Genomic DNA, 26,606 nt, shown 5'->3' on the forward strand with positions numbered 1-26,606 from the left:
CCTCAGTCTGCTCACGCCGACAGTTCGACCTGAGCCAGGAACGGATTGCGCTCCGCCTGGCGTCGGTAGCCGGCTGAATCCCGCACACAGTCGGGGCACCAGTGCCCCGCGACCAGCACGAGGCGTGGACTGGCGGCGAACACGTGGTCGAAGGCGCATCGCCAGATGAGCGGGGTCGAGAGGTCGCCGGTCCTGACCTCGGCGGACAGGAGAGCGCCCCCACGGAAAGCGGCCGCCGCAACGTAGTCCGGCGCGCCCCATTCGGCGCTGGGCTTCGACTCGTCGTAGCCATGGCCGATGAGGCGAGGTTCCCGTGGCGGGTCGGGAGTTTCGAACGTCGCCCAGTCACCGATGTCCCGCCACTCCTCGTGCGAACCGAAGTGAGCGGCAATCGCCTCCTGATCATTCGTGCGCAGCGCGTGGAGGGTGCCGCGCCGCCGACCGGCTAGCGGGCGCATCACCAGGTTCTTGACGATCCATGACGGCACCCTGCCCGCCGACCGTACGACCGGTGGCAGGGAGGCCGTGGCGCGGGCCAGGGCGGACTCGATCGTGTCGCGACGGAACGGCACGAGCTCTTCCAGGCGGTCGCTGTCGCTGTACCAGTGCCCATGGAAGTTCCGGGTCGCGAACCAGTTGCGCTCGTACCACGCGCGGACGTCCTTCACCCCGAGCGCGCCGCCGATCATCTCCTGCAGCTGCCAGTTGGTGAGGCGCCACTGTTCGCCGCCGCCGATGTTGTAGATCCCGCCCCAGAACTCGTGGGGTAGGTCCGGCGAAGCGATGCCGGCCAGCAGCCGAGCGGAATCCTCCGCGGTGACCCATTCCATGACACCGTTCAGGACCGAGTGGGTCAGGATCGGGTCGCGGATCTCCAGCATGCCCGGGTGGAAGATGCCGGTCTGCCGCAGCCACGCCCACTTCGGCAGACCCGACTCCACCAGGAGCCGTTCGGCGATGACCTTCGTCTGTCCATACTCGTCGAACTGGGACACCCGCAGCGGATCCCCGACGCGGCCCCAGTGCGTGGGCGCCTGCCGATCACCTGTCTGGGCGACGGAGCCTACCCCGACGACGCCGACGGCTCCCGGGTCAGACAGCGCCCGGACCGCGCGCACGATGTTCTGCATGCTGCCGATGTTGACCCGGCGCGCGAGGCTCGGTCGCTCATCCGCGAGCGGAGACACCACCGCGCCAACATGGAGGATGACGTCGACGTCCTGCACGGCTCGCGCCACGTCCCCGTAGTTCGCCAAGTCGCCCCAGAACACGCTGAGGTTGGGCATGTCGGCGAACCTGTCGAGTACTGCCCGGTCTCCGTCACCGGGCAGCGCGAAGGCGACGACGTCGAGCGCCGGATACTCCCGGAGTTCCCGCAGGGTCGCTCGACCCCAGTTCCCCGTCGCACCCGTCAGCAGAACCCTGCGCCGGTTCGAGCTGCGACGCTTCGTGCTGGTGTGGCTTCTCATCGGGCCTCCGTCATGGTGTTCATGCGTGTCTGGCCGGCCCTCGCCGGTCGTGTGGGTCTCACTCGAGGCTGAAGGAGGCCAGGTCGAGCCGGCCCCTGCCGCGATAGGTGAGCAGCAGGGTGACGTCGTCCTCCTCGGCTGGGCGGGACAGGGTCGCCGCCGCACTCGTGGCCCACCCAGAGCTCCGATTGACAGGGATCTCCGCGAGGCGCTGGCCGGCACCCGTCGTGACCACCAGGCGTCCGCCTCCGGAGGAACGTGTCACGACCGACAGCGTCCGGCCCAGCCCGGCGAAGCTCGGGAATCCCGCCGTCGCGCCGGAGTGCAGGTTGGCGACGTACTGCAGCGGTCCGTCGGAGGTGGATTCCTGCGCGAGGTGCGGGAAGAAGCGATCCCGCGACAACGAGAAGGTGTTGCCTCCCCGTCGTGTGGTCAGGCGGCTGGCGATGCGGGCGCTGTAGGTGCCGGTACCGGGCAGCGGACCGCCGTTCAGCCCGGAGCTGCTCATCCGGGCGCGGGTGAACGTCCCGTCGGCGTTCAGCTCGATGGGTTCTGCGCATGCCTGCCGCGACGCTTGCCGGCCATGGGTGTGGCGGTGGTAGAAGACATACCATCGCCCGCCGATCTGCTCGACGCAGCCGTGGTTGTTCCCGATCGGCATGGCCGCCTGCATGATGGAGCGTCGCCCGTCGACCCCGATGTCGCCGTTGGAGATGAGCACGCCCCGGTATTCGAATCCCCCCATCGGCGAGTTGCTGGTGGCGTAGGCGAGGTTGTGCGCGTGGATGTCGGAGTAGACGAGGTAGTAGGTGTCGCCGATCCTGCGGATGGAGGAGGCCTCGAATAGCTCGTGGCCCTCGAAGGTGGTCCCCTTGCTCTCGGTCACGTCGGGCAGCAGCCTGTGCGGGCCGTCCTTGACGGTGACCATGTTGGGCTCGAGTTCGGTGACCATGGAGTGGTTGCGGCGGTACCCGGTGGCCTTGTGGAAGCGGTTCACTGGGGCGTTGCCGGAGTACAGGTACACCCTGCCTTCGTCGACCAGCACGGCGGGGTCGAACTGCACCAGGTCGTCGGGACGCTCCCCCAGGATCTCGCCGCGCGTCGTGCGCACGTAGTCCAGGAAGGTGTAGGGCCCTCCCGGCTCGTCGGCCACCGCCACGCCGACCCGGGAGACGGTGTCCAGGCAGTAGTACAGGTAGAACCGCCCGTCGGGGCCCCGGCAGACGTCCGGCGCGTACAGGTAATGCAGCCCGCGCTCGGCGCCGCGCACCCGGTTCGGATGGCTCCCGTCGTTGTAAGGGTCCTGCTCCGCCCGGTAGGCGACGCCGTGGCTCTCCCAGGCACCGAGGTCGTCGACCGGCGCCGACCAGATCTCGTAGTCCTCCATGCAGAACAGGGGCCCGCCGGGACGGTCGTGGCTGCCGACAAGGTAGACGCGGTCACCAAAGACATGTACCTCACCGTCGGGGATGTAGACGCCCTCCGGCAGGAAGGGATTCATCGGCGTCCTCGTGTCAGTCACGCGGCTCACCCGGCCATCGTGTGGCTGAGCGCCACCAGCTGGGCGAGGGTCTCGTCGGGGATTCCCACCATCGGCATCCGGGCGAACTGCTCCATCGGCATCGAGTCGACCATCTTCAGCATCTCGGCGCTGCTCTCCGCGGCTTCGCGCTGCTCCGCCGTCGCGCCCTGCATCATGCCTGCCATGAGGGCGGGCCCGACGACGGGGTGGGCGAACCACTGCTTCACGGTGGACTTGACGGTGAGCGGCGGCGGCGCGTCGGTGTCGCCGTCGAGGGGCAGCATGCGAGCGTCGACGACGTCGTGCGCCGAGGCACCGAGCTCGACGACGTACCGGCCACCCTCGACGCGCCAGCGCTCGCGGGTGACGTCCCAGTAGGCGAAGGCCCGCCGGCCCAGGTCGAGGGTGAGCTCCCGCTCCTCCCCCGGCTCGAGGTGGACCTTGGCGAAGGCCCGCAACTCGCGGACAGGGCGAGCGACGGGGGCGTCGGCCGGCGCGACGTAGAGCTGGACGACGTCCGCCCCCGCCAGCTGACCGGTGTTGCGCACCCGCACGGTGACCAGCGCGCTGTCCGGGCCGGTCACCTCGATGCCCACGAGTTCCCGCTCGAAGGCGGTGTAGCTGAGGCCGTGCCCGAACGGGTACCGGACTGCTCGGGCGGCCGTGGTGTAGTGCCGGTAACCGACGAACATCCGCTCGCCGTAGTGGACCACCTCGTGCTCGCCCGGGAAGGTGTGGAACGAGGGGGTGTCGCCCAGCGCGAGTGGGATGGTCTCGGCCAGTCGACCCGACGGATTGACCCGCCCGGTGAGCACGTCGGCCAGGCCGCCGCCGACCGCCTGCCCGAGCACCCAGGCCTCGACGATGGCGTCGACGTCGTCGTGCCAGGGTTCGAGCGAGACCACGCCGCCGTTCATGAGGACGACGACGGTGCGCGTCGCCACTTCGGCCACGGCCCGGATGAGCGAGACGTGAGCCTGAGGCAGGTCGAGGTGCTCCCGGTCGAAGCCCTCGGACTGGGCGGACTCGCTGAGCCCGACGACGACCACCGCTACGTCGGATCCCTCCGCCGCGGCGCGGGCCTCCGCGAGGAGCTCGTCGGTGGTGGTGTCGTCGTCGGCGTAGCCGGCGGCGTAGGCGACACTCCCCTCACCGAGCTCGGCGCGCAGCGCAGCGAGCGGCGTGTCGACGCGGGTCGCGTTGACACGCGAGCTCCCGCCGCCCTGGTACTGCGGGTCCTCGGCGAACCGTCCGACGACGGCCACCCGCTCCCCGCTGCGCAGCGGCAGCGCCTCGGCCTCGTTGCGGAGCAGCACTACCGACGCCGCGGCGGCCCGACGGGCGAGGGCGTGGTGGGCGTCGAGGTCCATGTGCGCCTCATCGCTCGGCGCGGTGCGCTCAGCGAGGGCGACGAGGCGCTCGACAGCGCGGTCGACCACCGCCTCGTCGAGCCGACCCTCGCGCACCGCCGCGACGATGGCGTCGGTCCCGGCGTCACCGGAGGACGGCATCTCGAGGTCCAGCCCGGCCTCCAGTGCGACCGCGCGGTCCTTGATGGCTCCCCAGTCGGAGACCACCAGGCCGTCGAAGCCCCACTCGTCGCGCAGCAACTCGGTCAACAGCCACCGGTTCTCGGAGCAGAACTCCCCGTTGATGGCGTTGTAGGCGCTCATCACCGTGGCCGGTGAGCCAGCGGTGACGATCCGTTCGAACGCCGGGAGGTACAGCTCGCGCAGCGTGCGCTCGTCGATGCGCGCGTCGACGCGCATCCGGTCGGTCTCCTGGTTGTTGGCGGCGAAGTGCTTGACGGAGGCACCGACGCCCGTCGACTGCACCCCGTCGACCCACGCGAGGCCGAGCTCTCCGCTCAGGTGCGGATCCTCAGACAGGTACTCGAACGTGCGCCCGCCGAGCGGGGAGCGCTTGATGTTGACCCCGGGGCCGAGGACGACGTCCACGCCCAGGGCCCGGGCCTCCTCGCCGATCGCGCGCCCGACCTCGCGGACCAGGCCGACATCCCAGCTAGAGCCCAGCGCGACACCGGGCGGGAAGCAGGTGGCGGGCAGGCTGTCGCCGATGCCGAGGTGGTCGGACTCGGCCCGCTGCAGCCGGACGCCATGGGGTCCGTCGAACAGGGTGAGGCTGCGCACATCCTCGGTCGCATGGGTGGTCCAGAAGTCGCGGCCACCGAGCAACTCGGCCTTGGCGCGAAGTGCCCCGTTGTCGACGGCGGGCGCGGCGAACAGCTCCGCCGGCACCGGCTCGCCGGCCGTGACGGCGGCGAACCCGGTGATGAGGTCGGCCAGCACCGCGTCGGCGTGCGGGAGCATGCCGGCCACCTGTCGCGGCGTGATGTCGTCCTGCCCGCGGAGCCCTCCCGTCATGTACTCGGCGGCCTCCGGGACGTACTTGGTGACCACGCCCAGGAAGACGGCCATGGCGTCGGCGTCGTCGATGAGGTCGCCCATGCGGGAATCCACCGTCACCTCACGGCGGATGTCCTTGACGGTCTCGAACGGCTCCGCGAAGGTGTATTCACCGTGGCCCACATCGTGCCGTGCACCGGAGGGGAGCGCCACCTCGGCGGTGGCGCCGACGGGCACTGTCACCTCGAGGGTGAGCTGGTCGTCCACGATCCGCCAGGCGGTGGCGGCGCGCCCGTAGGGGGTGTCCAGCGTCGCGGAGGCGCTGTCGATCCCCTGCCGCGGCGGCTGCGGGGCCACCCGGATACGCCGGTACCCGGGCTCCGCGGGCGCGAGGCCGGCGACGACGCGGTGCAGCCAGTCGGCCACCGCCCCGAAGGCGTAGTGGTTGAACGAGGTCATGCCGCTGGGGTTGACGGTGCCGTCGGGCAGCAGGGAGTCCCAGCGCTCCCAGATGGTGGTGGCCCCGGCGTTGACCGAGTACAGCCAGGACGGGTTCTCAGTCTGGAGGAGGAGCCGGTAGGCGGCGTCTGCGTGGCCGTTGCGGCTGAGCGCGTCGCAGACGAGCGGGGTGCCGATGAAGCCCGTGGCGATCTTGTAGCCATTGCCGCGGACCAGGTCGGCGAGCTTGTCGGCGGCCCGGCGGCGGGCGGCGTCGTCGCCGATGAGGTCGAACTCGAGCGCCAGCGCGTAGGCGGTGACGGAGTCCGACAGCAGCCGGCCGGAGCGGGAGACATACTCGGCCTCGAACGCCTGCGCCACCTCATCGGCCAGCGCGCCGTAGCGCCCGGCGTCGGCGTCGCGGCCCAGCAGGGCGGCGGCATCGGCGACGATGCGCGCCGAGCGGGCGAAGTAGGCCGTGGCGACGATCTCGGGGTAGGTCTGGGCCTGCTCGGGGCGGCCTGCGGGGGCGGTGGGGTCGAGCCAGTCGCCGAACTGGAAGCCCTTGCTCCAGATCCGGTCCTCGCCGGCGGCGGCGGTGACTTCGTCAACCCAGGTGGTCATCGAGGCGAACTGTCGCTCCAGGACGCCGACGTCGCCGTAGCTGCGGAACAGCGTCCACGGGACGACGGTGGCGGCGTCGGCCCATCCCGCCATCGGGCCGGAATAGCCGGTGCTGATGGCGGGCACCACCATCGGCGTCCCGCCGAGGAGCAGCTGCTCCGCGGCGAGGTCCTTCAGCCACGAGGCGAGGAAGCCTGCGGCGTCGTGCAGGAAGGTCGCGGTGGGTGCGAAGACCTGCAGGTCGCCGGTCCAGCCGAGGCGCTCGTCGCGCTGCGGACAGTCGGTGGGGACGTCGAGGAAGTTGCCCTTCATCCCCCACACCACGTTGTGGTGCAGTTGGGCCACCAGCGGGTGGGAGACCTCGAAGCGTCCGATGCGCTCCATGTCGGAGTGCAGGACCTCCGCGACGACGTCGGCGGGGTCGAACTCGCCGGGCCAGCCGATGACCTCGGCATAGCGGAAGCCGTGGAACGTGAACCGGGGAGCCCACTCCTCGACGCCGGCGCCGGACAGCGTGTAGGTGTCGGTGGCCTTCGCGCCTCGCAGCGGCCCCGTGGCCAGCTCGCCGTGTTCGAGGACCTCAGCGTGACGGAGGGTCACGACGGTGCCCGCCGCGCCGCGCACCCGGATCCGGAGTCGTCCGACGAGGTTCTGCCCGAAGTCCAGGATGATCGCGCCAGAGGGGCTGGTGATGACCTCGGCCACCGTCAGCCGCTCGACGCAGCGCACCGGGGGGCCGTCGGGCGCGACGAGGGTCGCGGTGTCGAACTCCCGGATCACGACGGGCGCCCAGGCGGCGGCGTCGAACGTCGGCGTCGACCAGGCGGGGTCGTGCAGGCGGGCGTCGAAGGACTCTCCGTTGTAGAGGTCGGAGGTGATGATCGGGCCGGCCGCGCTGACCCAGGCGTCGTCGGTAGCCACCACTTGGCGGGTGCCGTCGGCGTACTCGATCTCCAGTTGGGCGATCAGGCCCAGTTGCTCCCCGTAAAGGGCGCGCCGGCCGTCCCAGCCGAGGTGCCCGCGCCACCACCCGTCGCCCAGCCAGGCGCCCAGCGCGTTGCCGCCGGCCCGAACCAGCTCGGTGACGTCGTAGGTCACGTAGCGCAGACGCGACTGGTACGTCGTCCAGCCCGGAGCGAGTTCGTCGTCGCCGACCCGGTGACCGTTCAGCTCGAGCTGGGTGACGCCGTGGGCGCTGGCGTAGAGCCTCGCCCGGACGACCTCGGCTCCCGCGGCGTCGAAGTCGCGCCGGAGCAGCGGGGCCGCGACGACGTCGTCGGCCGGGCCGACCATGACCGCGCTCCAGTCCGCCTGGTCCAGCAGCCCGGCCTCGACAGGGGCCCACTCGCTCCAGCCGCCCACGACCCCATCCGTGCCCGTCACCCTCACCCGCACCTCGCGCCGCTCCCGGGAAGCGAGGTCGCCGAGCGGCCATGGCACGAGGACGCTCTCCGGCGAGGCGACGCGGACCGTGGCCCCGTCGCGCTGCTCGATCTCGTAGGCAGCCTGGGCCCATCCGGGAGGTGCGGTCTCGACGATCCAGCTGATCCGTGGTCGCGGCTCGCCGATACCCAGGGCGGTGCGGTGGTGGTCGAAGCGGGGTGCGGTGGGGGTGACGGTCATGTCTGTGTGCCTTCGGGTCAGCGGACGGAGCGGATGCGGGTGACGGCCAAGCCAGCGAGGACGACCAGCGCGCCTGCGATGACGAAGAGCAGGGTGTAGTTACGCTCCTCGCCGGTCACGCCGACCAGCAGGATCGCGGAGGCAGCCAGCGGCGCCACCGACTGCGGGATCGACGTCGCGAATCCGGTGATGGCCATGAACCGGCCGGCGTCGGTCTCGCGCTCGGGCAGCACGTCGAGCAGGAGGGCTTGATCGACGGCGGCGAAGAGCCCGAGGCCCATCGACGCGGTGAGGGAGCCGACGACCAGCACCGTCAGGTCGCCCGCGAAGGCCTGGGTGACCATGCCGGCGGCCATGATGACGCCGCCCAGCAGGACGAACAGGCGACGGCGCTTGAACCGGTCGGACATGAACCCGCCACCGATCGCGCCGATGGTCGTGGCGAGGACGCCGCCGAGGCCGAGCATCGCGATGACACCTGCCACCTCCTCAACGGTGATGCCGAGGCGGTCGGCGAAGAAGTACGCGGTATAGGTGGTGTTGAGCGTGATCCCGAAGTAGAACAGGAAGCGGGCCAGCCAGTTCCAGGAGAAGTCCTTGTGCTGGGCCGGGTTGTAGACGTACTTGCCCAGCAGCTGACGGCCGGTGATCGGCTCACGGGGCAGGCCGCGGCTGTCGTCCTCGTGCACGAAGAACACGAACAGCAGCACGGCGACGACACCGACCGCGCCGGGGACGAGGAAGAGCAGCAGCGGGTCGCCCGTGAAGAACTGGGCGATGATGACGCCGAACACCGGCGCCACCTGCGTCGCGAAGCTCGTCAGGCCGGCCACCTTGCCGCGCTGGCTCTCCGGCAGGCGATCCGCCGTCGAATTCTGCAAGTTGCCCAGCGCGGTGCCCCAACCCCACTGGGCGAGGATCCAGCCGAGGCCGAGGAGCACGACGCTCGGCGCGAGTGCCATGACCACGAGGGACACGACACCCACGACAACGCCACCCACCATGAACGGCCGACGACGCCCGTAGCGAGAGCGGGTGCGGTCGCTCCAGATACCCATGAAGGGGCCCGTGAGCATGACGAACAGGGCGCCGGCCCCGGTGATGTAGCCGAGGTACTCGGGGTGCCCGGGGGCCAGGCCGTTGACCCGGATGGTCAGGGAGATGGCCAGCGGCGTGATGAAAGCCATGAACACGCCGAACTGCGCGAACACCATCAGCCAGATGTAGCGAGAGTTCACCGGGGCGAGTCCGGCACCGGTTCCCGGCGGGGTCGAGTCGATCGCGGTGTCGGGATCGGCCACGGGCGGGAGGGGCATCGCAGCGGACGATTCAGGCAGTGTGCCGTCCACGTTGCGGAGATTATCCATGAGAGACTCCATCGTCATTGCACTAGCGCGTGCTAGCTGCTGCTATGGTAAACACAGATCGCTAGCGCGTGCAAGTGAACGAGGAGATCGATGGCCAGCACCACCCGTCAGGTCGGCAAGCGAGTCACGGCCGCCGACGTCGCACGGTCTCTGGGCCTCTCCCGGGCCACCGTCGGGTTCGTCCTCAACGACACCCCCGGCCAGACGATCCCGCCGGCCACCCGCGAGCGCGTCCTGACCGAGGCCGCGCGACTCGGGTACCGGCCGCACTCAGCGGCCCGTGCGTTGGCGTCCGGACGCAGCCACATCGTCCTCCTGGTGCTGCCCGACTGGCCGCTCGACTTCACGCTCCGCCGCAACATCGAGGAAGCCTCCCTCGCTCTGGACGCCAACGGCTACTCGCTCATCACGTACACGCCGGAGCACGCATCGCATACGCGGCCGCTGTGGGAGTCGCTGCAGCCCGACGTGGTCATCTCGATGGCCCCAATGGCCCCGGAGCGCACCGCCGCCATCCGCGCGGCCGGGGTCCAGCACATCGTCCCGGACCCCGACCACCCCGAGGTGGAGCAGTACCGGGAAGAAGGGCCTTGGCTCCAGGTGCGTCACCTGCGGGAACGCGGGCACGCGCGCATCGCCTTCGTGGGGTCCACCGATCCGCGGATCGCGGATCTCGTCGCCGCCCGCCGGGGAAGCGCCATCGAGGCCGCAGCGGACCTCGGTCTCACGCTGGCCGCCGTCGACGACATCGAACCGTCCGAGGACGCGGCCGCGGAGGCGGTCCGCGCGCTGAGAGCGGCCGGCGTCACGGGTGTGGCCGCCTACAACGATGAATTTGCGCTCGCGCTCGTGGGCGCGGCACTGCGGATGGGCGTCGACGTGCCGGGCGAGTTGGCTGTCGTCGGTCATGACGATGCCCCTTTCGCCGCCCTCGCGCAGCCACGCCTCACGACGATCCGTCTCGACGTCACTGGTCTGGGTCGCTACCTGGCGAGCATCGCGTTGCACCTCGCGGAGGGCGCGCCGCTGGAGGAGTCTGCTCCGGTGCAGCACGTCCACCTGGTGGTGCGCGACACCGCCTGATCCCATCCCGACGGACAGCCGGACACAGCCGTAGTCTGAGGTCACCGAGAGAGGGAGACCGCAGATGGCCCGCATCCTGATGGCCGGGGCACCGGCGTACGGCCTAGCCATGCCCTCGCTGCCGTTCGTGCGCGCGCTCGTGGACGCCGGCCACGGGGTGGACTACGTCATGGGCGAGGCCTTCCGGGACCGGGTCGAGGCCGCAGGAGCCACGTTGGTGCCGTTCGGGCCACGGGAAGCGATCACCCGCCCCGCGCAGCTGGCGCTCCAGGGGCGCCGGCTCTTCCGCGCGCTGAACGCGAGCATCCGCCGGCTGGCGCGGCACTACGACGCAGTCGTGGCCGGCGGTCTCAACCCCGAGATCCCCGATCTGCAGCGCGAACTCGACCGCCCCGTGATCTTCCTGTCGCCGGTCTTCTTCCAGAACGACCGGGTGATCGCGCACCTGGCCCGGATCAGCACCACCCTGCCAGTCCCCGCGCGCCGGCTGATGGCCTCCACCGCCGCACGCCGCCGGCTGACAGCGGTCCTCGGGCCGCTGGTGTTCGGGTCACGCCCGCCGGACATCCTCAACCTGCTGAGGCCGATGTCCTCGACGCTGAACATCTCGCCGGCGACCCGGCACTACCAGCCCTTCGCCGAGGACTTCGACGACCTCCCGTGCTACTTCGCCGGCCCGACGACCACCGCGTCCGCGCCTGACCCCACGTTCCCGCTCGACCGGCTCCGGGCCCACGACGGCCCCGTCGTCTACGCCACGCTCGGCACGGTCTTCAACCGCGACCTCGACTACTTCCGGGCCATCATCACGGCGTTCGCCGACAGCGACGCCCTCGTCGTGGTCACCACCGGCCGCGCCGAAAGCCTGCCGCAGCTCGGGGAACTACCCGGCAACGTGATCGCGCGGTCGTTCGTGCCGCAGACGGACGTGCTGCGCGAAGCCGACCTGTGCTTCACGCACGGCGGGTTCGGCAGCACGACCGACACGGTTCTCGCGGGCGTCCCCGCCGTGTTCACTCCCATGGGCGCCGACCAGTTCTTCAACGCCCACCGGATGGAGGAGCTCGGCGCGGGCCGGGTCCTGGGGAAGGCCGACGTCACGCCGTCGGGCGTGCGCCGCGTGGCGGACGCCCTGCTCTCCGGGGCGCGCCCGGCCGGGCTGGCGACGCTGAAGGAGTCCTTCGACCAGGCGCCGGGGCCCGCCGGGGCGGTCCGGGAGATCGAGCGGGTCCTGGCCTAGGCGCTCAGCGCGCCGGGGCCCGGCCGCGGGCTCAGGCCCCCCGGCCCACCGCGGAGTCGACGCGGGCGGCCAGTTCCTCCAGCACGTGCACGTAGGTCTGCCCCGTGGCCCGCGTGAGACCCAGCTCGCAGGTGCGGTTGCAGGACAGGTGCAGGTCGGCGTCGAGTTGCCGAACCGCCTTGGCCTCGTCGCGCGTTGCGGTTGCCGTCAGTTCTTCGTGCAGGAGGCCACGGTCGCCGGCGAAGGCGCAGCAGCGCCATCCGTCGGGCACCACCGCCTGATCCGCCACGAGCCCCGCAAGCATCAGCAACGCGTCGTTGACGCCGAGATGCGTGGACGAGCAGGTCGGGTGGACGGCGGCCAGCCGGGCCTTCTGCACCACCGGCAGCCGGGGCGCGACCGCCTCAGCGACCCACTCGGTGGCGTCCAGGACCCGCACGGTGTGCACGCCGGCGGCCTTGAGCGCGACGATGACACCCTCGGTGCATGACACGTTGTCGCCGACCAGCGGCAGCTCACCGCCTCGCGTGTGCTCGACGATCCAGCTCACCAGGCGCTCCCGCATGACGTCGTAGCCGGACGGGAGCCCCTTCGACTTCCACGGGGTGCCGCAGCACAAGCCTTGGATGCCGTCGGGCGTGCTCAGGGTCACCCCGGCAACCGTCGCGAGCCGCCGGACGGCCCCCGCGACACCGGTGCCGCACGCGTGGTCGGTGCCGAACATCGTCCCGACGCAGGCGGGCATGAAGATCGCCTGCGGCGACTCGGCCGGCGCCGGACGGCGTATGGGTCCACCTCCGGGCAGTTCCGAGGTCAGCTGCGGCACGATGTCCTCGTCCAGCACCTTCCTGGCCACGCCCAGTGCCCCGCGGACCAGCGGCGTCGGCACCTTGTCGACGACCGTCATCCCGACGGAGGCGACCTTCAGCACCGTCGACCACTGGTCAGCCGCGACCTTCCAGCCGCGGTCCAGGACCTTCGACTGATTCTCCCGACGCAGCGTCCGCACGAGGTCGCCGGTGTTGATCTGGACCGGGCACGCGGTCTGGCACATGCCGTCGACGGCGCAGGTCTGGATGACGTCGTAGGTCTCCTGCTCGCGCAGTCGGTCGGCGAGGTGGGTCTCGCCGGCCTGCTCCGCGGCGGCGATCGCGCGCTGGACGACGATGCGCTGTCGCGGGGTGGTCGTCAGGTGCTGGCTGGGGCACACGGGTTCGCAGTAGCCGCACTCGACGCAGTCGTCGATGACGTCGCGCACCGGGCCGGTCGGCTTGATGTCCTTGAGGTGCAGGTGCGGGTCCTCCGTCAGCACCGAGCCGGGGTTGAGGATGCCGGACGGGTCGCAGGCGTTCTTGACGTCCCACATGGCCGTGTACAGCTCGTCGCCGTACTGGCGGCGGACGAACGGCGCCATGATGCGGCCCGTGCCGTGCTCGGCCTTGAGCGTCCCCTCCTGCCCGAGGACCAGCTGCACCATGTCCTCGGTGAAGTCCTCGTACCGGCGCATCGAGGCGTCGCCGGCGAAGTCCTCGGTGACGAGGAAGTGGATGTTGCCGTCCTTGGCGTGGCCGAAGATCACGCCGTCGCGGTAGCCATGGCGGTCGAACAGCACGTGCAACTCGGAGCAGACGGCGCCGAGGCGCTCCATCGGTACCGCGACGTCCTCCAGCAGCGCGGCCGTCCCGGCGGGGCGGTTCCGGGCGACCTTGGTGTAAAGGCCCTTGCGCATCACCCACATGCGGGCGCGGCGGGCCGCGTCGCGCGTGAGTTCCGGATCGGCCGCCAGACCCTGGAGCCCGGCGAAGACCTCGCCACCGGTCGCGGAGGCACGCTCGATGCCCTCGTCGTCGGCGGCCTGGTACTCCACGAGCAGCGACGCCTGCCGGTCCACGACGAAGCCGGGCGGCAGCACGTCGACGGCGTCGTCGCCCATCGCCTTGATCGAGGCGGCGTCGATGAGCTCGACGACGTCGGCGCCGGAGCCGACCAGACGCGGGAGTGCCGCCGTCGCGGCATCGAGCGAGTCGAACATCAGCAGGCCGGTCGCGGTGCGAGCGGGCACGGGGACGGTGCGGAACACCGCCTCCGCCACGAACCCGAGCGTGCCCTCGGAGCCGATCATCAGGTGCTCGAGGATCTTGACGGGCCGGTCGTGGTCGAGGAAGGAGTTCAGGCCGTAGCCCATCGTGTTCTTGATCGCGTAGCGCCGCTCCAGGTCCGCCCGGAACCGCTCGCCGCGGAGCCGGTCGCGCAGCGTCGTCAAGACCTGGACCAGGGCCGGTTCGTGGCGGACGAGGCGCGCGTCGGCGTCGTCGGCACCGGTGTCGATGACGGTCCCGCTCGGCAGCACGACTGTCATGGACTCCAGCGTGCGGTAGGCGTTGGCCACGGTCCCGCACGTCATGCCCGATGAGTTGTTGGCGATCATGCCGCCGACGGTGCACGCGATCTCCGACGCCGGGTCCGGGCCGAGCTTGCGGCCCAGCCGGCCGAGCCGCGCGTTGACCTCGCGGATCGTCGCACCGGGCTGGACCCGTACGCGCAGTCCGCCGTCGAGCACCTCGATGTCGCGGAAATGGCGGCGGACGTCCACCGTCAGGCCCTCCGACAGCGCCTGCCCGGACAGGCTGGTGCCGCCGGACCTCAGCGTCAGCGGCCAGCCGGCCTGGACGGCCACCGACATCGCCACCGCGACGTCGTCGGCCGAGCGGGCGCGCATGATCGCGTCAGGGATGCGGAGATAGTGCGACGCATCGACCGCGAGGGCTGCGCGGTCGAGTTCGCGGGTGCTGACCATGTCGGGGCCGAGGAGCGCCTGCAGCGCCTCGACCGCCTGCTGGTTGCCGATATCGAAATGGGCCCGAGGGGTGGCCACGTGCGAGTGCATGGTGTGCTCCGTTCATCGTCGAACACCAGCAACCTAGCACTCGGTCGGACCATTCGGGCACCTGCCCTCGGCTACGCCTCCAGCAGGTTGCGCGCAGTGACCGAGTCCGTGATGAGCACGTCGCACCATCCCCCGACCAGAGCGCCGCGGATCGCCTCGAGCTTGCGCCGCCCACCCGCCACGGCGATCCGGCGCGGGATGGTCTTGAGCGTCGTCTCGTCGATGCCCAGCGTCCGGCCGACGAGATCGGACTCGACATGCACGCCCTCGGCGTCGAAGAAGTTGAGGCAGACGTCCCCGACGGCGCCCCGCTCCGCCAGGGACTGGAGGTCCCGGTCCGGCAGGGTGCTGCCCGAACTGACGAGCAGCGCCGACGGCTGCACGCTGCCGATGCCGACCAGGGCCATGGTGAGGTCGCGCCACTCGCCGCGCACCGCCGCGATCTGCGGGTCGGACAGCAGGGAGTCGCGGACCTCCTGGCTGGAGACGACCCCGGGGGCGTTGAAGTAGTGGACCTCGGCGCCGGTCACCTGCGCGAGGCGGTCCGCCAGCCGGGTGGCCTGCACCTGTGCCCGTGGGTCCCCGACGCCGCCGATGACCTGGACGATGCGCTCGGCGGTGCGGGTGGTGCGCGGCGTCATGGCGTCGACGACGGCCAGCAGCGACGCGGACCACGACGACAGGCCCACCCGGTCGCTGGGGAGCATGGTCGATTCCAGATAGCGGGCGCCCGCGCTGCCGATGGCGCTGAGCAGCGCGGCGTCGGATTCGGCGGACTCGTCAGGGCCGCCGGCCACCACGACGTCGCGCAGGTCATACGCGTCGCGGAGCCGGTCCTCGAGTTCGGAGAACATGCCGGGCGGCTCGACGACGATGGTCCGCACGATGCCCGCCTCGACGCCCTCCTTGAGCAGGCGCGACACCCGCGACTGAGACATGTTGAGGCGTGCGGCGATCTCCGGCTGGCGCAGTCCGTGTTCGTGGTAAAGGCGCGCGACCTTCACGACGAGGGGCAGTCGTTCGGGGGCAACGCGCATGGACACGCTCGGAAACTAGCACGACCCTCGCCCGCGGCGCGTCCGAACCACCGACTCACGACGAGGATTCCGCATAAGCATTCGGTTATGGTTAGATAATCCGAGGAGGTCTTCACCGATGACGCACCATGCCCTTCCCTCAACCCCTCTGGATCTGCGGGACGCCCATCTGACCACCGGACTGTGGGGGGACACCTGGAGCCGCACACACGCGGTGACGGTGCCCACCATGCGCGACGACCTCCTCGACGCCGACCTCAGCGGCGCCGTCGAGAACTTCCGCGTCGCAGCCGGCCGCGCCGACGGAGACCACGTCGGCCCACCGTTCCTCGACGGCGACCTGTACAAGTGGATGGAGGCCGCCATCGCGACGCTGGCGCACCGCCCTGACCCCGCGCTGGAGGCGACCCTCGACGAGATCATCGCCTTGATCGGGGAAGTGCAGCGCGCCGACGGCTACGTCCACACTCCCACCCAGATCCAGCAGCGGCTCGCCGGGACGGACGGCACCCTGGCGGACCGGCTGAGCTTCGAGACGTACAACCTCGGGCACCTCATGACTGCGGGCTGTCTGCACCACCGGACCACGGGCAAGACGACCATGCTGAGCCTCGCCGAGAACGCGGCCGGATTCCTCATCTCCCTGGTCGAGAACACCCCCGAGGTCATCGCCCGCTCCGCGATCTGCCCCTCCCACTACATGGGCACGGTCGAACTGTTCCGGACTACCGGGGACCCCCGATACCGCCAGCTCGCGCACGATCTCATCCGGCTCCGTGAGCTGGTTCCCGCGACCGGGCTGGGCGGCGACGACAACCAGGACCGGATCCCGCTCACCGAGACCGAGGCCGTCGTCGGCCACGCCGTGCGCGCCAACTACCTCTACGCCGGGCTCGCCGACCTGCTTCTCGAGGACGACGACCCGGAGCTGGCCGCCCGTCTGGACCGCCTGTGGACGGACGTGGCGACCTCGAAGGTCTACCTCACCGGCGGGCACGGCGCGTTGTACGACGGCGCATCGCCCGACGGCTTCCCGTGGCAGGACCAGATCACCAAGGTCCATCAGTCCTACGGCCGCCCCTACCAATTGCCGCAGACCACCGCACACAACGAGACCTGCGCCACCATCGGCAACATCCTCTGGGCGTGGCGGATGCTGCTGCGCACGGGCGACGCCCGGTTCGCCGACGCCATCGACGTCGCCGTCAACAACACGCTGCTCGCCAGTATCGGGCTCGACGGGGCCAGCTACTTCTACACCAACCCCCTGCGCCAGGTCCGTGGCCTGCCCTACCCGCTGCGCCGCGCCGGCGACACGGCTCTGGACCCCGTGCCCGCTCCACCGCCGTCGGACGAGCGACTGCGACAGCGCTACCTGAGCTGCTTCTGCTGCCCACCCAACATCGCACGCACCCTGGCCCGGCTCCCCGAGCTGTGCTGGTCGGCCACCCCGGACGGACTGCTCGTCCATCAGTTCGCCGCCGGCACCGTCTCGACCGACACCTCATGGGGCAGGCTCGGGATCGAGCAGCACACTGATTACCCCCGGGACGGCCGGGTGGTCGTCGTGGTCACCGACGCCCCCGACGGGGACGCCTCGATCGGAGTGCGAATCCCGGGCTGGGCCACCGGCGCGACCCTCACGGTGGTGGGCGAGGACGCCCCGGCCGAGCCCGGCACCTACGCCCGGCTGACCAGGCGGTGGCAGGTGGGCGACACCATCGAGCTCGACCTGCCGATGCGGGTCCGGCGGTTGGCAGCGCACCACCTCGTCGAAGAGGCCACCAACCAGGTCGCCCTGCAGCGCGGCCCCGTCGTCTACTGCCTCGAGCATCACGACCTTGAGGGCGGCGCCCGCCCCGCGGAGGTCCTCCTCCCCCGGCGTGCCGCGTTCACCGAGCGGCGCGTGACCATCGCCGGCACCGACGTCGTCGCCCTCGACGCCGACGTCTTGCGGCGCCCGGCACAGGACGAGCTCTACGCAGATCTGCCGGACACCGATCCGACGTCGGTGGCGGCCTCGTTCATCCCCTACCACGCCTGGGCCAACCGCGGCCCGTCCGAGATGACCGTGTGGCTGCCGCTGCACTGGTGAGGAGAGTCCCATGACCGACACGGTGATCGCGACCTACTGGGTCGAGTCAGCCCTTCCCCTGCAGCGGGCCGCCGAGCAGATGGCGGGCGAGCAGTCCACCGGCACGTTCATCCGCGTCGCCCGGGAAACCGACGAGCTTCGCGCCCGGTTCGCCGCGCAGGTGGTGTCGATCGAGGAACGCGAACCGAGCGGTCGTCAGCCGCTGCCGGGCGCCACGGGCGACCCGGCGGCCATCCGCGGCGGCCTCGTGCGCTTGGCGTTCCCGCTGGACAACTTCGGCCCCTCCATCCCCAACCTCCAGGCCGCCGTCGCGGGCAACCTCTTCGAGATGCGCGACTTCGCCTCGATCAAGCTGATGGACCTCGACCTTCCCCGGCCGTTCGCCGACCGCTATCCCGGCCCTGCGTTCGGGCTCGAAGGGACGAGGCGCCTCATGGGCCGCGACACCGGCGTCATGATCGGCACGATCGTTAAACCCAGCATCGGGCTCAGCCCCGAGGAGCTGGCCGAGGTGGTGGCCGAGCTCGTGGAGGCCGGCATCGACTTCATCAAGGACGACGAACTGCAGGCCAACGGGCCCCACTCTCCGCTGCGGGACCGGGTCGCGGCCGTCATGCCTGTTCTCAAGGCCCACGCCGACCGGACCGGCCGGATGCCGTTGTACGCATTCAACATCACCGACGACCTCGACATCATGCGCCGCAACCACGACCTCGTCCTCGAGGCCGGCGGCACCTGCGTGATGGCCTGCATCAACATGGTCGGCCTGGCGGGCGTCGACTGGCTACGCCGGCACAGCCAGCTGCCGATCCACGGGCATCGCGCCATGTTCGGCGCGGTGTCGCGGTCGCCGCAGGTGGGCATCCACTTCCGCGCGTGGCAGAAGCTCGCGCGGCTCGTCGGCGTCGACCACCTCCACACCAACGGGCTGCACAACAAGTTCTACGAGTCCGACGACGAGGTTCTCGCCGCCATCGCCGCGGTCCGGGAGCCGCTCCTGGGCGGATACGGAGTGGTCCCCGTGCTGTCGTCGGGGCAGTGGGCCGGGCTGGCACACGAGACGTACGCCGCCGTCGGCACGACGGACCTGCTCACGCTGGCCGGCGGAGGCATCCATGGGCATCCCGACGGCGTCGCGGCCGGTGTCGCCAGCATGCGTGAGGCGTGGGACGCGGCCGAGCACGGCGAGCCGCTGGCGGAGCGGGCGTCGAAGGTCCCGGCGCTCAGCCGGGCGATCGAGACCTTCGGGCGATGACGACCTCGGTCGGCTTCTACGCCGACGACTTCACCGGCGCCACCGACGCGCTGTTCCAGCTGGCGCGCTGCGGGCTGCGCGGCGTGCTGCTGCTGCGCGTCGATCCCGCGGCCGTGCGGGAGCACGGCGACCGCGCCGTCGTCGGGGTCGCGGGGATCGCCCGGTCCCTGGCGACCCCCGACATGCGGGCAGAGGTCATGCCGGCGTTGACGGCCCTGCAGGACCTACGGCCACGCCTCCTGCAGTACAAGGCCTGCTCCACTGCGGACTCCTCGCCCACCATCGGCAGCCTCGGACACGCCGCGGAGCTGGGACGCGAGGCCACCGGGCAGGGCGACGTCCCGGTACTGCTGGCGCAGCCTGACTTCGGCCGCTACACCGCCTTCGCCACGCACTTCGCCGTCGACCGGGGCGAGGTGTACCGCCTGGACCGCCATCCCACGATGAGCTCGCATCCCAGCACTCCCGTCGACGAGGCGGACCTGCGGGTCTTCCTCGCGCGGCAGACGCGCCTGCCCGTGCGGTCGATGGCCTTCCCCTCCTACGCTCACCGCACTCCCCTGCCCGACGCCGCGGGTCTCACGGTCCTCGACGCCCTCACCGACGAGCACCTGTCCGCGGCCGGGGAGCTGGTTCTGGAGAGCCGGGGCACGTTCGCGATCGGCTCCGGCGGGCTCAGCCGCGCCGTGGGGCTCCACCTCGGTGGACCTGCGGCGGCGCTGCCCCTCGGGGGTCCCGCGGGCGATGGAGTGCTGGTCGTGTCTGGCAGCCGGTCTGCGCAGACCGGCCTCCAGATCGAGGCGGCCCGCGCGGACGGTTGGCCGGTGCGGGCACTCACCGTCGACGATCTCACCGACGCGACGGCGGTCACGGCCTGGGCGCGCGGTCATCTGCACGGGGGGTGCGCCATCGTCCACTCCCGGGACCTCCCGGGCGACGTCGTCGGCCTGCTGCCCCGGCTGGCAGAGATCTTCACCGGTCTCGTCCGCACCGTCCGGGGCGACCGCGACCCGACCGTCATCGTGTGCGGGGGCGACACGTCCAGCCGCATGCTTCGCCTCATGGAGGCCGAGAGCCTGGAGATCGACCGGCACATCACGGGCAACGTCGTGGTGTCGCGGCTCGCGGCACCGGGAGCTTGGCCCGACGGCCTCCGCATCCTCCTCAAGGGCGGTCAGGTCGGCCCCGTCGACCTGTTCATCCGTACGTTCACCGCACCCGACAGATCGGAACTCGCATGACTCGCGTGGCTTTCCTGCACACCGGCGCCGTCGTCATCCCCGTGACGGCCGCCCTCGCCACTCGCTACCTGCCCGGCGTCGAGGTGCTGAACCTGCTCGACGACCGGATCGTGGCCGACCTCGCCGCCGGCGGGGCCGCCGCGGAGTCCATCCCCGGGCGCCTCTCCCACCTCGCGGCCGACGCGAAGGAGGCCGGTGCAGACGTCGTGATGCTCACCTGTTCATCGATCTCCGGGTTCGCAGGCGAGGTGTCGGAGACAGCCGGGATCCCGGTGCTCCGCATCGACGAGGCCATGGCGGACCGAGCGGTGGCGACCGGCTCGCGGATCGTCGTCATCGCGACCCTCAGCACCACGCTCGCCCCCACTGTTCGCCTGATCCGCGAGCGGGCCGAGCTTGCCGGGGCCGAGCCGGCGCTCACTGAGATCCTCGTCAAGGGCGCGTTTGACGCCGTCGTCGAGGGCGACCGGGACCGGCACGACGCCCTGGTGTCGGACGCAATCGCGGCGGCGGCAACTGACTCCGACGTCATCGTGCTCGCTCAGGCATCCATGGCCGGCGCCGCGGAGCGGGTGAGCGTCCACGTCCCCGTCCTGACGAGCCCTGAACTGGGCGTTGCCCGGCTCGCCACCCACCTCTCCTGAAAGGTCCCCCGATGCCTCCGGTCGCCAGCCAGCTCCACAGCCAGTTCCCCGCCGGGCTCCTCGGCGTCCCTCTGGAGGAGGTGACGCTCACTTGGCGCGCCACGACGGAGGCGACGTCCCACCAGCTCCGGACGCGGATCGGTGATGCCGGGTGGGTCGAGGCCGATGCCCAGGAGGGGCCTGGCGGCGTCGGCGTGCGCGCCCCGGGCGGGGCCTTGGGCGTCAGGGAGGTCCGCGAGTACTCGGTCCGCCTCCGTGACCGCGACGGATGGGGCCCGTGGTCGGCGCCGATCAGGATCGAGGCGGGCGTGCTCGGCTCCGAGCTGGAGGCCCGCCTGGTCGGGATCCCCTCACAGACGGGAGGGCCGGCGCCGCACCTGCGCACGGAGTTCGACGCGCCCGCTGCCGTGACGCGGGCGCTGCTGAGGATCTCCGGACACGGCGTCCACGAGTGCCGCATCAACGGCCTGCGCACGGACGACGAGCACCTCGCGCCCGGATGGACCGCGCACCAGGCCCGCACCGTCATCGCGACCCACGACGTGACGGCCCTCATCCGACAGGGCCGCAACGCGATCAGCGTCATTGTGGCCGACGGCTGGTTCCGCGGTCGCATCGGTTGGACCGGCCGGACCGACCTCTACGGCTCCGATCTCGGTGTCGTCGTCCAACTCGAGCTGGAGCTCGCCAACGGGAGCCGCCGGATCGTCGCGAGTGACGCCTCCTGGCGCGGCGGATTCGGGGCCGTGCGCAGCGCCGGTATCTACGACGGAACCGACACCGACCTGCGTCTGGCGGCAGCTGGTTTCGCCGAGGTCGGCTTCGACGACTCCGCGTGGACACCATGCAGCGTGTGGGAGGCCGACCTGGCGACTTTCGAGCCGCGCCGCTCGGCGCCGATCCGCACAATCGCCGAGCTGCCCATGTCCATCGAGACGCGGGCTGACCGCCTGCTTCTCGACTCGGGCCAGAACCTGTCGGGTTGGGTGCGGCTGGAGGTCGACGGTGAACCCGGCACCGTGGTCACGATCCGGCACGCTGAGGTCCTTGAGCCGTCGGGCGACCTCCACACCGCCGCGCTCCGTACCGCCAGGGCCACCGACACCTACGTCCTCAGCGGTGGCCCCCAGGTCCTGGAGCCCGCCTTCACCTTCCACGGCTTCCGGTACGCCGACGTCGTCACCACGGGCACTGTGCTGTCGGCGACGGCTGTCGCCATCAGCAGCGACCTGCCGGCCAGGTCGACCTTCGCCTGCAGCCACGAGGCACTCAACCGGTTCCACAGCAACGTCGTGTGGTCGTTGCGGGGGAACTTCCTGTCGGTGCCGACGGACTGCCCGCAGCGCGATGAGCGTCTGGGATGGACCGGCGACGCGCAGGCGTTCGCGGCGACGGCGAACACTCTGGTGGACGCCCAGGCGTTCTGGTTGTCGTGGTTGCGCGACGTTGAGCTGGACCAGGCCGACGACGGGGCCGTCGCCTCTGTCGTGCCGAACATCGTCGGCCCGGATGACCTGGTGTTCGGGGCCGGGCCCGTCGAGTCGATGGGCCGGGCCGGGTGGGCTGACGCGGCGACGATCGTGCCGTGGAGCTGTTATGAGGCCACGGGCGACCCCCTCGCTCTCCGCCGCCAGCTGTCCAGCATGCGCCGCTGGGTCGATCACCTCCGCGGTCGGGCCGGGACCGGGCTGCTGCTCCCACACGAGCCGTTCCAGTACGGAGACTGGCTGGATCCCGACGCCCCGGGTGACAGGCCATGGGAGGGCAAGACATCTCCGGACTACGTGGCGAACGCGTTCTACGTGCACTCGACCCGAGTCCTTGCCCGCACCGAGACGCTCGTGGGAGACCCTGAGCGGTCGGCAGAGCTGGCTGCTCTGGCTGATGCAGTGGCCGCCGAGACGTGGCGGATCTACGGCGCCGAGGCGGCCCGCACCCAAACCGGCGCGGCATTGGCACTCGAGTTCAGGCTCTGCCCTGAGGACGAGCGGAAGGTGGTCGCGGCCGCCCTCGCCGAGGGCGTGGACCGCACCGACGGCCGCATCCAGACGGGGTTCCTCGGCACCCCCCTGGTGCTGTTCGCCCTGTCGAACGCCGGATATGTCGACCAGGCCTATCGCATGCTCCTGCGGCGGGAGGCGCCGTCGTGGCTCTATCAGGTCGACCGCGGTGCAACGACGGTGTGGGAGCGTTGGGACGCCATCCTCCCCGACGGCTCCATCCACGGCGGGGACATGGACATCGCCGACGGCGGCTCGATGCTGTCGTTCAACCACTACGCCTACGGCGCGATGATCGACTGGGTGTACCGCACCCTCGCCGGGCTGGCCCCCGCGGAACCCGGCTACCGCACGGTGCTCGTGGCCCCGCGGCCTACGGCGGCCATCACATGGGCCGAGGCATCGATCGAGACCGCGTTCGGCCCGGTTGCCATCGCGTGGCGGCTGTCCGGCGACACCCTGGATCTGGACCTCACGGTCCCCGTCGGATCGACCGCCGTCCTCGACCTCCCGCTCACCGCCGGCTCCCGCGTCGACGGCGCCGACGGAGACACCCTCGGCCCTGGAACGCACCACCTCACCGTCTACCACCCCAGGGTCGCCACGCCCTGACAGCGGACTCCGACCTATCCGTCGCAGGTCCAGATCGCGGCGGAGCGGCGGATGAGGTCGTCCAGGTCCGGCCGGCCAACGTCGGACAACTCCGTGTCCGGAGGGTCGACGTCTGGGGGGTCGGTGTCTGGCGGGTCGCCGTCTGGGTCCGGTGGTGCCCCGGCGCGGATCTGTTGGAGTCGGAAGCGGCGGTGTTGCCGTGGTCGTCTGGCCGGGTCGATGTGCCGTGGTGGGGTGAACCACGGCAGGCCGGTCACCGGATCCAGATCCACCTGCCACTGCGAGGCCTCGGACTGCAACGGGTCGGGCTCCACCAGGCGGTGGTGGTGCGGGCAGAGCAAGACCCCGTTTCCTAGTTGGGTGTCCCCGCCTTGCCACCAGGGGACGATGTGGTGTGCTTCGCAGCACGCCGGGGTGGCGGTGCAGCCGGGGAACGCGCAACCCCCGTCGCGCTGCATCAAAGCGGCCCGCAGGCCGGGAGTGAAGGCGCGGTAGGTGCGGCCCACATCCAACAACCGCGACGCTCCGCCCAACACGACGGGAACGATCCCGGCGTCGCACGCGAGTCGGCGCACCTCGCCGGCGGTCAGGCCGTCGACGTCGTTGACACCGATCAGCCCGACCTTCCCCAGGCCGGTGGTGAGGGTGTCGAGGTCGAGGGTGACGTGCACCTGCGGCCGATCCCCACCATGGATGGGCAGCGTTCCGGTGTTGGCGGCTTTCTGGGTCAGCAGGACCAGCGCGTCGGCACGCCTGGCGTCGCGGGACGGGGCTTCGCCGGTGGCGGTGTAGGTGGAGGCGTCGGGCATCAAGGCATCCAGTTGCGCGCTGAGGAGGGCTGCGTCGGCAACGGGGAGTTGTCCGGTGATGCGCATCGATCCGTGGTAGTCCGGCGTCAGGCGCAGGAAGCGACCCCGATGAGCTGCGGCTTCCTCCCGGGCGAGACGCTTTCCATCGTCGGCGTGGGCCTGATCGGGGTCGATGATCTCCGCCAGCCGTGCGGCGAGGACCCGCAGCTCGAACGGGCCGAGGGTGTCGACGTGGGCGAGGATCTCCTGCTCACAGAGGGTCAGCTCCGCGCGGGTCAATCGCCCGGGGAGTTTGCGTAGGCCGGTGACGATGGCGTCGGCCTGGGGCAGCGAGATCGAGCCGTCGTTCAAGGCGGCGCCGATCAGCGGGAAGCGGTCGCACAGGTCCTGCGAGAGCCGCAACGATGCGGTGGCCTGCGCGGGGGTGGTGCGCACCGACTGCCGCACCCCGTCGATCACGGCCTCCGCCCCGGCCAGCTTCGCCTCATGCAGCAGGTGGAGGCGTAGACCGGCCAGTTGCGCCTCGGCTTCCGTGACCGCGGCGACGAGGCCGGAGAGGCGGTCTGCGGGGGTGTCCTCGGTGGTGAGTGACAGCGCGGCATCCCACAGTGCAGCGATGGATCGCTGCATCTGCTCGCGCATCGAATCACTCATGTGAACTATTCTTGCGGAGGCCACTGACAATTTCGGATTTCCAAGGCCGGAAGATCGACGCCTGCGGCGTCGGCTTCGAGACTCGCCCGGACGGCTCCGCCGTCGGGCGCGACCTCAGCGAACGGTGCAGGCGCGACCTCAGCGAACGGGTGGTCGCGACCTCAGCGTGCGTGGTCCGCGAGGGGGTGGGACGGGGGGGCGGCTGCGCGCAGTGATGCCCAACCCGAGGATCACTTCACTGGCGTCCCGCTTGGGCAGACCCGACCCAAGGGCCGCCCCACCGGCACGCACCCGGACCCGGCCACGCCACCGCTAGAACGAGTGTGGGGAGACGGGAGCCGACGCTCGGGCGGCCTCGGCTACTCAACCCCAGCCAGTCGGTCACCTGAACAGACCACCCGTCCACAAGGGCCGCCCGAGCGTCGGGTCACGTCTCCCCACACCTTCAGCGGATGGGGTCAAGGGATCGACGCCAACGGCGTCGGCTTCGAGACTCGCCCGGACGGCTTCGCCGTCGGGCGCGACCTCAGCGAACGGGGTTGGCGTCGGCTTCGAGACTCACCCGGACGGCTCCGCCGTCGGGCGCGACCTCAGTGAACGGGGTGGCGTCGGCTTCGAGACTCGCCCGGACGGCTCCGCCGTCGGGCGCGACCTCAGCGAATGGACAGGCGCGACCTCAGCGAACGAGGCAGGCAGGGTCTCCACACATCGAGACAGCGCGCGAAGGATCAGCCCTTGACAGAGCCGGCCGCCATGCCCGCCATGATCTTCTTGTTCAAGCCGATGAAGACGATGAGCAGCACGATGATGTTGATGCTCACCGCGGCGAACAGCGGCCCGTACTGCGTGGAGCCGTACTCGTCACCGAGGCTCAACAGACCGACCTGGATCGTCGCCATCGCGGGGCGCGTCGTGAAGGTCAGTGCGATGAGCAGGTCGTTCCACACCGAGAAGAACTGCACCAGGCCGATCGTGACGATGGCGTTCTTCATCATGGGCAGGCCGATGACGAAGAAGGACCTGAGCGGCCCGGACCCGTCGACGGTCGCGGCTTCGAAGATCGTCCGGGGCACGGACCGGAAGTACGTCGCCATGAGGAACGTGGTCAGCGGCAGCCCCATCACGGTGTAGGTGATGATGAGGGGCAGCAGGGTGTCGGTGATGCCGATCTTGAAGTACGCGATGAACAGGGGAACCAGGATCATCTGACCAGGCACCATGATCCCGGCCAGCACGTAGAGCAGAACCCCGCCCCGGCCCTTCCAGATCATCACCTCGAGCGCGTAGCCGGCCGCGACGCCGATGAGGACGATGAGGATGACCGAGGGGATCGTGACGATGATGCTGTTGAGGTAGTTGCGGCCGACGTTGCCGTTGGTGAGTGCGGTGACGTAGTTGTCGAAGCGCCAGGTCTCGGGGAGGGAGAGCGCCGGGTTGGAGAGGAACTCCGCCTGGCTCTTGAACGACCCGAGGATCATCCAGACCTGTGGGTAGAGGACGACGATCATGAGGATCGTCACGCCGATCCAGATCGGGAGCCGGCGCAGGGCGCGCCGGGCGGCGCGTTGCATCGGGGAGCGACGGCGCGGGAGGGCTGGGGCCGGTGCGGCGCCGGGCTGCACGGGGGTCGAGATGGTCAT

Annotated in this window: 15 protein-coding genes; 7 read left to right on the top strand and 8 right to left on the bottom strand. The window is 70.8% G+C overall.

The features are described 5' to 3' along the window. Positions 1-11: 11 nt before the first annotated feature. Genes BCR15_RS11060 through BCR15_RS11075 form a run of 4 tightly spaced genes read right to left on the bottom strand, consistent with a single transcriptional unit; the run spans position 12 to position 9,409 of the window. Positions 12-1,469: an NAD-dependent epimerase/dehydratase family protein gene (locus BCR15_RS11060; protein WP_068752272.1), complete on the bottom strand. Its 1,458-nt coding sequence runs from the start codon at positions 1,467-1,469 to the stop codon at positions 12-14. A gap of 58 nt (positions 1,470-1,527) precedes the next feature. Beyond that, positions 1,528-2,970: a family 43 glycosylhydrolase gene (locus tag BCR15_RS11065; protein WP_068752273.1), complete on the bottom strand. Its 1,443-nt coding sequence runs from the start codon at positions 2,968-2,970 to the stop codon at positions 1,528-1,530. Positions 2,971-2,996: 26 nt separating this feature from the next. Further along, positions 2,997-8,042 carry a family 78 glycoside hydrolase catalytic domain gene (locus BCR15_RS15355; protein ID WP_068752274.1) on the bottom strand — a complete coding sequence of 1,682 codons (5,046 nt, stop codon included), beginning with the start codon at positions 8,040-8,042 and terminating at the stop codon, positions 2,997-2,999. A 17-nt stretch (positions 8,043-8,059) separates the two neighbouring features. After that, entirely contained in the window at positions 8,060-9,409 is a 1,350-nt protein-coding gene (locus tag BCR15_RS11075) for an MFS transporter (RefSeq protein WP_197971710.1), read from the bottom strand. 90 nt (positions 9,410-9,499) lie between these two features. Here BCR15_RS11075 and BCR15_RS11080 point away from each other — a divergent pair, with 90 nt between their 5' ends. Together BCR15_RS11080 and BCR15_RS11085 are read left to right on the top strand one after the other, a co-directional pair. Next, positions 9,500-10,492 carry a LacI family DNA-binding transcriptional regulator gene (locus BCR15_RS11080; protein WP_068752275.1) on the top strand — a complete coding sequence of 331 codons (993 nt, stop codon included), beginning with the start codon at positions 9,500-9,502 and terminating at the stop codon, positions 10,490-10,492. Between the two features lie 64 nt (positions 10,493-10,556). After that, positions 10,557-11,732, top strand: a complete 1,176-nt coding sequence (locus BCR15_RS11085; RefSeq protein ID WP_068752276.1) for a nucleotide disphospho-sugar-binding domain-containing protein — start codon at positions 10,557-10,559, stop codon at positions 11,730-11,732. A gap of 31 nt (positions 11,733-11,763) precedes the next feature. Here BCR15_RS11085 and BCR15_RS11090 read toward each other — a convergent pair whose 3' ends face one another. After that, complete coding sequence (locus BCR15_RS11090; protein ID WP_408647393.1) at positions 11,764-14,529, bottom strand: FAD-binding and (Fe-S)-binding domain-containing protein; 2,766 nt, start codon at positions 14,527-14,529, stop codon at positions 11,764-11,766. 161 nt (positions 14,530-14,690) lie between these two features. Further along, positions 14,691-15,656, bottom strand: coding sequence for a sugar-binding transcriptional regulator (locus tag BCR15_RS11095; protein ID WP_068752278.1), 966 nt, complete (start codon positions 15,654-15,656; stop codon positions 14,691-14,693). Positions 15,657-15,774: 118 nt separating this feature from the next. On the opposite strand from BCR15_RS11095, the gene BCR15_RS11100 reads away from it, so the two are divergent. Genes BCR15_RS11100 through BCR15_RS11120 form a run of 5 tightly spaced genes read left to right on the top strand, consistent with a single transcriptional unit; the run spans position 15,775 to position 23,503 of the window. After that, positions 15,775-17,751 (top strand): glycoside hydrolase family 127 protein, encoded by a 1,977-nt coding sequence (locus tag BCR15_RS11100; RefSeq protein ID WP_068752279.1) that lies wholly within the window; start codon positions 15,775-15,777, stop codon positions 17,749-17,751. 10 nt (positions 17,752-17,761) lie between these two features. After that, positions 17,762-19,006, top strand: a complete 1,245-nt coding sequence (locus BCR15_RS11105) for a ribulose-bisphosphate carboxylase large subunit family protein (protein WP_068752280.1) — start codon at positions 17,762-17,764, stop codon at positions 19,004-19,006. After that, positions 19,003-20,247 carry a four-carbon acid sugar kinase family protein gene (locus tag BCR15_RS11110; protein WP_068752281.1) on the top strand — a complete coding sequence of 415 codons (1,245 nt, stop codon included), beginning with the start codon at positions 19,003-19,005 and terminating at the stop codon, positions 20,245-20,247. The genes BCR15_RS11105 and BCR15_RS11110 overlap by 4 nt, the downstream gene beginning before the upstream one ends. Positions 20,248-20,252: 5 nt before the next feature. Beyond that, complete coding sequence (locus BCR15_RS11115; protein WP_197971712.1) at positions 20,253-20,891, top strand: aspartate/glutamate racemase family protein; 639 nt, start codon at positions 20,253-20,255, stop codon at positions 20,889-20,891. A gap of 11 nt (positions 20,892-20,902) precedes the next feature. Continuing rightward, a complete protein-coding gene (locus tag BCR15_RS11120; RefSeq protein ID WP_078919807.1) occupies positions 20,903-23,503 on the top strand; it encodes an alpha-L-rhamnosidase in 2,601 nt (866 codons plus the stop codon). A gap of 14 nt (positions 23,504-23,517) precedes the next feature. Here the strand turns inward: BCR15_RS11120 and BCR15_RS11125 are convergent, their stop codons facing one another. After that, on the bottom strand, positions 23,518-24,966 hold the full coding sequence (locus BCR15_RS11125) for an HNH endonuclease signature motif containing protein (RefSeq protein ID WP_068752283.1): 1,449 nt from the start codon (positions 24,964-24,966) through the stop codon (positions 23,518-23,520). A gap of 728 nt (positions 24,967-25,694) precedes the next feature. Next, complete coding sequence (locus tag BCR15_RS11130; RefSeq protein WP_068752284.1) at positions 25,695-26,606, bottom strand: carbohydrate ABC transporter permease; 912 nt, start codon at positions 26,604-26,606, stop codon at positions 25,695-25,697.

The sequence above is a fragment of the Tessaracoccus lapidicaptus genome, from assembly GCF_001693815.1.
Classification (GTDB): domain Bacteria; phylum Actinomycetota; class Actinomycetes; order Propionibacteriales; family Propionibacteriaceae; genus Arachnia; species Arachnia lapidicapta.